The sequence below is a fragment of the Stenotrophomonas sp. 2YAF22 genome (assembly GCF_052114665.1).
Classification (GTDB): domain Bacteria; phylum Pseudomonadota; class Gammaproteobacteria; order Xanthomonadales; family Xanthomonadaceae; genus Stenotrophomonas; species Stenotrophomonas indicatrix.
In genome coordinates this window covers 1-6,070 of the sequence record NZ_JBFRFE010000220.1, presented here as the reverse complement: position 1 = coordinate 6,070, position 6,070 = coordinate 1, and the positions used below count along the sequence as shown (strand labels likewise).

Below are 6,070 nucleotides of genomic sequence, written 5' to 3'. Positions count from 1 at the left end.
CTCATCCAGTTGACGCTGAGCCTGTACATGCTCGTGCTGGGGCTGGGCCAGCTGATCTTCGGCCCGCTATCGGACCGGATCGGGCGACGGCCGGTGCTGCTGCTGGGCGCGCTGTTGTTCACGCTGGCGTCGTTCGCGCTGGCCGCGTGTAGCGGTGGTGCGGCATTCCTTGCGTGGCGCGGCGTGCAGGCGGTTGGGGCGTCGGCCGCACTGGTGGCCACCTTCGCCACGGTGCGCGACGTGTATGCCGATACGGCCGAGGGCGCCACGCTCTATGGCCTGTTCGCCTCGATGTTGGCGTTCGTGCCGGCGCTCGGTCCGATCCTCGGCGCATTGATCGCCTATACGCTGGGCTGGCGGGCCATTTTCATCGCGCTGGGTGTGCTGGGACTGCTGGCGGGTGCACGCGCATGCCGCGGCTGGCAGGAGACACGGCCACCGCAGCATGTCCACGTATCGCCAGCCTTCGCGCGCATCCTCGGCAATGCCGGCTTCTGGGTCCATGCATTGGGATTCAGTGCGGCGATGGGCACGTTCTTCGTGTTTTTCTCGATCGCCCCGCGGGTGCTGATGGGGAGGGCCGGCTATTCGGCGATGGGCTTCAGCCTGGCCTTCGCGACGGTGGCGCTGGTGATGATCGTCACCTCGCGCTTCGCTGCTCGATTCATCGGGCGATGGGGCATTGGAGGCAGTTTCCTGCGTGGGCTGATGGTGATGATCGGCGGCGCGCTGGTCATGGCGATGACGGCGATGCTGCCGCCATCCTTTGCCAGTGTCGTGTTGCCGATGTGGCTGGTGGCCATCGGCATCGTGATGGTGGCTGCGGTGGCGGCCAACGGTGCGCTGCGCGATTTTGCCGATGCCTCCGGCACGGCAGTGGCGCTGTACTACGCCGTGCAGAGCGTGATCGTGGCAACGCTTGGCACGCTGGCGACGCTGCTGCTGCCGGGCGATACGGTCTGGCCGCTGGTGGCCTTTGGGCTGCTGCTGCCGTCGTTGAGCCTGGGTGGCCTGGTGATGCTGAGGCGGTGAACTGTGCAATCAGCATCAGAAAGACAAACTGCTGGCGTGATACGTTCCCGCGTCGGGCAATTGAACAGTGGCTGCCCGGATCGGTTCCGTCTCCATGCTGTCCTTCCGTTCGGTCACCCAGGTCGCTTCATGACACCAACCTCCCGCAAGTCCTTCCGCAAGCCCCAGATCGCCATCCTGGGGAGTGCCGATCCTGGCTCACCGGCGTTCGACCTCGCTGCACAGGCGGGCAGGTTCCTCGCCGAAAATGGAATCACCCTGGTCAGCGGCTGTGGCAGCCCAGCCACGCGGGTGGCAGCCGAGCATGCAGTCGCAGCTGGCGGCACGGTGCTGAGCGTGATTCCGGAAGGCAGCATGCCCGCAGCAGACTGGCCGGCAACGGTGGTGGTGCCATGCGGCATGGGCGATGCCCGCAACCTGATCATGGCCTTGGCCGGCGATGCCTGCATCGTCATCGGCGGGCGCGCGGGCACGATTTCCGAAGTGTGCCTGGCCTGGCTGCACAAGCGGCCTTTGCTACCGCTGGTGGGCGCGGGTGGCTGGTCGGAGGGGCTCCCGGGCAACCCTCCCGATGAGCGCGGGAACTCGCCGATATTGCCGTGGCATGACATCGCGGAGTTGCGCGCGCAGCTGCGTGATCTGCAATTGCTGGCAGGCTGAACCGGCGCCTTCACGTCCTATCCCGCACGCACGGCTACGGTGATGCAGCCTGGAGTCACCAGGCATATCAGGGAGTGATATCGATGCGAGCCATCAGGAAAGCGATCGTTGCTGCAGTGTTTGCACTCGCGTGTACCGGTTCGGTGGCGGTGGCCGGTCCGGTCCAGCCGTGCGACTTCCCGTGCTGGAAGGCCTACCAGGCCTGCGTGGCCGGCGGTGGTGATGCCATGGAGTGCCAGTTCGAATACGATCGCTGTGTCATGGACAGGTGCGGCGCCGTCTGAGGCCTGCATATCGTTCGCATTGGGGGGCCCGATCCATGGGCCCCTTTCCATCTGGCCGCAGCACGTGGTGCGCGGTCGTGATCGTCTGGAGCCGCCACATGGCTGTAAAGCGCGTCGTCGCCAACATCGCCAGTGCTGATCCTGCGCAGGCGGCCACGTTCTACGGCGACATCCTCGGCATGGACATCGTGATGGACCACGGCTGGATCGTCACCTATGGCGGGCACGGCACTGCGCTGGCACAGCTCAGCGTTGCCAGCGAAGGCGGATCGGGTACGCCGGTGCCGGATCTTTCGATCGAGGTGGACGACCTGGATGATGTACTCGAACGCCTGCGACGGGCGAACATCGCGCTTGAATATGGCCCAGCCGAAGAGCCATGGGGTGTGCGCCGCTTCTACGTGCGTGACCCGTTCGGGCGCCTGCTGAACATCCTCGCCCACCGTTGACCGGCAGAAGACGGCCTGATCGCGCTGCAATGCGGCCGATGCGCAGGCGACTGTAATCACTCAACCCTGCTGGCTGCCATCGGGTTTGCCGGGCATGTCCTGGGCCTGTAGCTGTTGCTGTTGCTGGCGGGCACTGGCATGCCGTGCATGGCCACCTTCACGCCCGATCGCGGCCATGTGCTGACGATCCTGGCTGATCGCTTCACCGCCCTTGCGGCCCGCCACGCGGGCCTCATCCGGGCTGAACTGGTGCGCATTGCCGGATGCGTGTGCGGCGCGTCCGCCTTTCGACGCGATCGCGCGCTGTTTGTCCTCGTCCATCGAGGCGAAGCCACGGTTTCTGCTGCCAGTATGTGAGTTGGCCATTGCCAGTCTCCGGATGTGGAATGGGATGCCGCCATCAGCGACGGCTTCATGCTCCACATCGTGGGCTAACGGCACGTGGACGTGGGCCATATTGGACTCACATGTCCTGCGCATGCGTTTGACAACGGGTTACCGCGCAGGGAGCGCCGAAATCAGCAGCCGGTCACCGCGGCAGACATCGGTGTTGCTGTACAGGATCCGGCGGCCATCGTTGAAGGTGATGCGCAGATCGACGCGGCAACCGGTTCCGCGCAGTGCCACGGTGGCCTGGCCGCCACCTCCCGCGATGGGCTCGGCCAATGCCAAGGCGTGGAATGCGTCGGATTCACTCGCCGCGACTTCCACCGACATGGCAGGTGCATGGGCGCGGTTGATCAGGGTCAGGTAGTGCAGCGGCGCAGCAGGTGCGCTGGCGGCAATGCAGAACAGGCTGGCAGCGAGCAGGGCGCGGGACAGGTGCATGGGCGATCTCCGTTGGGGACATCGCTATCTGGCGGTGGAGGCCACGCGCCCGCAATCGATCCGGGACGAATCGTCGCGACAGCGGGACCAATCGCAATCGGCCATCGCCGCCCTTCATTGCCGGCCACGCTGTGCCTAAGATGGCGCTGGCCCGCTTCGGGCACAGGGACGCATGCGATGAAGATCCGCCTTGGCCATACCCAGATCGACGTGCTGCGTTACCTGCTGCTGTGGCTGGCGGTGGCGTTCGCCTTCACCCTGCAGAGGGTGTTGAGCCACAGCCTGCAGGGCCAGTCATTCCCGTTCGAGGTCTACCTGCGCTGGTCGATGATCCAGTGGTTCACCTGGGCGGCGCTGGCGCCGCTGGTGTTCACTTTGGGCGAACGCTATCCGCTGCAGCCGGAGCGAAGGCTGGCCGGGCTGGGCGTGCAGCTGATGGCCAGCGTGGGGGTGACCGCGCTGGCGATGGTGGTGGGCGCCCTGGTGTCCACCTGGTTCGAGCCCAGCAGCTTTGGCGAGCAGTTGTGGTATTTCATCGCCCAGCATTTCGCGATGGGTCTGCTGACCTACTGGGCCCTGTTCGCGATCCAGCAGGCGCTGCATTTCCAGCAGGAAAAAGTGCGCCGTGAGGTCGAGGCAAGCAGGATGGCGACCGAGCTGGCGCAGTCGCGGTTGCTGGCATTGAAGTCGCAGCTGCAGCCGCATTTCCTGTTCAATACGCTGCACGCAATCATCACCCTGCTGGATGAAGACAAGGCCAGTGCCGAAGACATGCTGCTGCGTCTGAGCGAGCTGCTGCGTGCCTTCCTGGAAGACTACGATGGCCAGGAAATCAGCCTGCGCCAGGAACTGGAGTTGATCGAGCTGTATCTGGGCATCCAGCGCACGCGCTTCAAGGATCGCCTGCACAGCCGCATCTACGTTGCACCGGAACTGCTTGATGGCGCGGTTCCAAGCCTGATCCTGCAACCGCTGGTGGAAAACGCGCTGCGCCATGGCATCGGCCGCAACCTTGGCGAAGACACCATCGAGATCGAGGGCCGCCGCGACGGTGACATGCTGTGCATCGAGGTGCGCAACCAGAACAGCACGCTGCAGCAGCCCGGGGCGCCAGGTGGCCATGGTATCGGCCTGTCCAATACGCGGCTGCGCCTGCGCGAGCTGTATGGCGATGCGGCCGAGGTACGCCTGGACCTGCTCTGGCCGCAGGGTGTGGCCTGCCGGGTGCGGTTGCCACTGCGGATGCTGGACGATGCCGATGACGCTCCCGAGTTTGTCGTGCACGGTAGTGCCACATGAGCCTGAGTGTGCTTGTGGTGGACGACGAGCCGATCGCCCGGCGCGCGGTGACGCGTCTGCTGCACGGCGATGCAGACATCGGCAGTGTGGCCGAGTGCGGTGACGGCGTGTCTGCCGTGGCGGCCATCCGCGCACAGTCACCGGACCTGGTGTTCCTGGATGTGCAGATGCCTGGCATCACCGGTCTGGACGTGCTGGCCACTATCGGTGCCGCGCGGATGCCGGCCACGGTATTCGTCACCGCCTACGAGCAGTACGCGGTACGCGCATTCGAAGCCAACGCCCTGGATTACCTCGTCAAGCCCTTCAGTCGCGAGCGTTTCGCGGCCGCCTTGCTGCGCGCGAAATCCCGGCTGGCCCAGGCCGCCAATGCAGCCGACAACACGCGCCTGCTGCAGGCGCTGGATGTGCTGCGCAGGCGCGAGGATTATCTGCAGCGTATCGCCGTACGTGATGGCGAGGCAGTGCTGCTGCTGGCGGTGCAGGACATCCTCTGGATCCGCGCCAATCGCAATACGGTGCAGCTGCATCTGGCTGATCGCGTACATGAGCTTCGCGAAACGATGAACAGCCTGGCTGAACGGCTCGATCCCAGGCATTTCGCCCGGGTGCATCGCTCGGCCATCGTCAACATCGCACGGGTCAGGACGATCCACCCCTGGTTCAATGGTCATCACGTACTCACCCTGGAGAACGGCCAGCAGCTGCGCATGAGCCGTTACCAGAACGAAGCCTTCCTGCGGCTGGTGTCGGCCCGCTCGGAGGCGTGAGTTCCTGTTGCCCGGTCAAGCGCCGCCGACCTGACGGGGGTGGCATGCAGAATGTCATCGATTCCTATCGCCGATGCCATCGGGCTTGCCTAGAATCAAGGCATCCCGGTAGGTCCCGGGCGCTGTCGAGTGAATGGATTCAATGAAGATTCTGTTGACCGGAAGTTCCGGGCGGATAGGGCGGGCGATCTTCGGTGCGCTGGCCGCTGCCAATGAGGTGGTGGGGCTGGATCGCAGTCCGTTCGCCACCACGCGCGTCATTGCCGATGTCACCGATCGCCGGGCGCTGGAACGCGCCGTGCAGGGGGTCGACGCGGTGATCCACACCGCGGCCCTGCACGCCCCGCACGTGGGCCTGGTACCCGACGCGGTGTTCCAGCAGATCAACGTGGAGGCCACCGCGAACCTGCTGCAGCTGGCGCGCGAAGCCGGCGTGCAGCGCTTCGTGCTGACCAGTACCACGGCGTTGTACGGCCATGCCGTGGTGTCCGGCGGCTGCCGTTGGATCGACGAGGACACCGAGCCGCTGCCGCGCACGATCTACCACCGCACCAAGCTGCAGGCTGAGGCGGCTGCCGAAGCAGCGGCCAGTGCAACATTCACCGTGCGCGTGCTGCGGATGGCACGTTGCTTCCCCGAACCGCCTGACCGCATGGCGATGTTCCGCCTGCACCGTGGTATCGACGCGCGCGACGTGGCCAGCGCGCATGCCGCGCTGCTGCACGATGAAGGCGCGGCCTTCCAGCGT

9 protein-coding genes are annotated in these 6,070 nt (G+C 65.5%); 7 read left to right on the top strand and 2 right to left on the bottom strand.

From position 1 onward, the window contains the following. From cml to AB4Y84_RS10565, 4 genes are all read left to right on the top strand, one after another. The coding region (gene cml / locus AB4Y84_RS10580) for a CmlA/FloR family chloramphenicol efflux MFS transporter (RefSeq protein WP_442250105.1) at nt 1-1,032 on the top strand (1,032 nt) is incomplete at its 5' end. Nucleotides 1,033-1,161: 129 nt separating this feature from the next. Continuing rightward, complete coding sequence (locus tag AB4Y84_RS10575) at nt 1,162-1,692, top strand: Rossmann fold nucleotide-binding protein (protein ID WP_132826432.1); 531 nt, start codon at nt 1,162-1,164, stop codon at nt 1,690-1,692. A gap of 83 nt (nt 1,693-1,775) precedes the next feature. After that, nucleotides 1,776-1,976, top strand: a complete 201-nt coding sequence (locus AB4Y84_RS10570) for a hypothetical protein (RefSeq protein ID WP_312106902.1) — start codon at nt 1,776-1,778, stop codon at nt 1,974-1,976. Between the two features lie 98 nt (nt 1,977-2,074). Then, complete coding sequence (locus AB4Y84_RS10565) at nt 2,075-2,425, top strand: VOC family protein (RefSeq protein WP_363731443.1); 351 nt, start codon at nt 2,075-2,077, stop codon at nt 2,423-2,425. A gap of 60 nt (nt 2,426-2,485) precedes the next feature. On the opposite strand, the gene AB4Y84_RS10560 is transcribed toward AB4Y84_RS10565, so the two are convergent. Beyond that, entirely contained in the window at nt 2,486-2,791 is a 306-nt protein-coding gene (locus AB4Y84_RS10560) for a KGG domain-containing protein (protein WP_442244530.1), read from the bottom strand. Between the two features lie 129 nt (nt 2,792-2,920). Then, on the bottom strand, nt 2,921-3,253 hold the full coding sequence (locus AB4Y84_RS10555; protein ID WP_312106896.1) for a hypothetical protein: 333 nt from the start codon (nt 3,251-3,253) through the stop codon (nt 2,921-2,923). Nucleotides 3,254-3,430: 177 nt separating this feature from the next. Here AB4Y84_RS10555 and AB4Y84_RS10550 point away from each other — a divergent pair, with 177 nt between their 5' ends. From AB4Y84_RS10550 to AB4Y84_RS10540, 3 genes are all read left to right on the top strand, one after another. Then, a complete protein-coding gene (locus AB4Y84_RS10550) occupies nt 3,431-4,552 on the top strand; it encodes a sensor histidine kinase (protein WP_363731446.1) in 1,122 nt (373 codons plus the stop codon). Then, nucleotides 4,549-5,322, top strand: coding sequence for a LytR/AlgR family response regulator transcription factor (locus tag AB4Y84_RS10545; protein WP_363731448.1), 774 nt, complete (start codon nt 4,549-4,551; stop codon nt 5,320-5,322). The genes AB4Y84_RS10550 and AB4Y84_RS10545 overlap by 4 nt, the downstream gene beginning before the upstream one ends. A 142-nt stretch (nt 5,323-5,464) precedes the next feature. Beyond that, the coding region (locus AB4Y84_RS10540) for an NAD-dependent epimerase/dehydratase family protein (RefSeq protein WP_442250104.1) at nt 5,465-6,070 on the top strand (606 nt) is incomplete at its 3' end.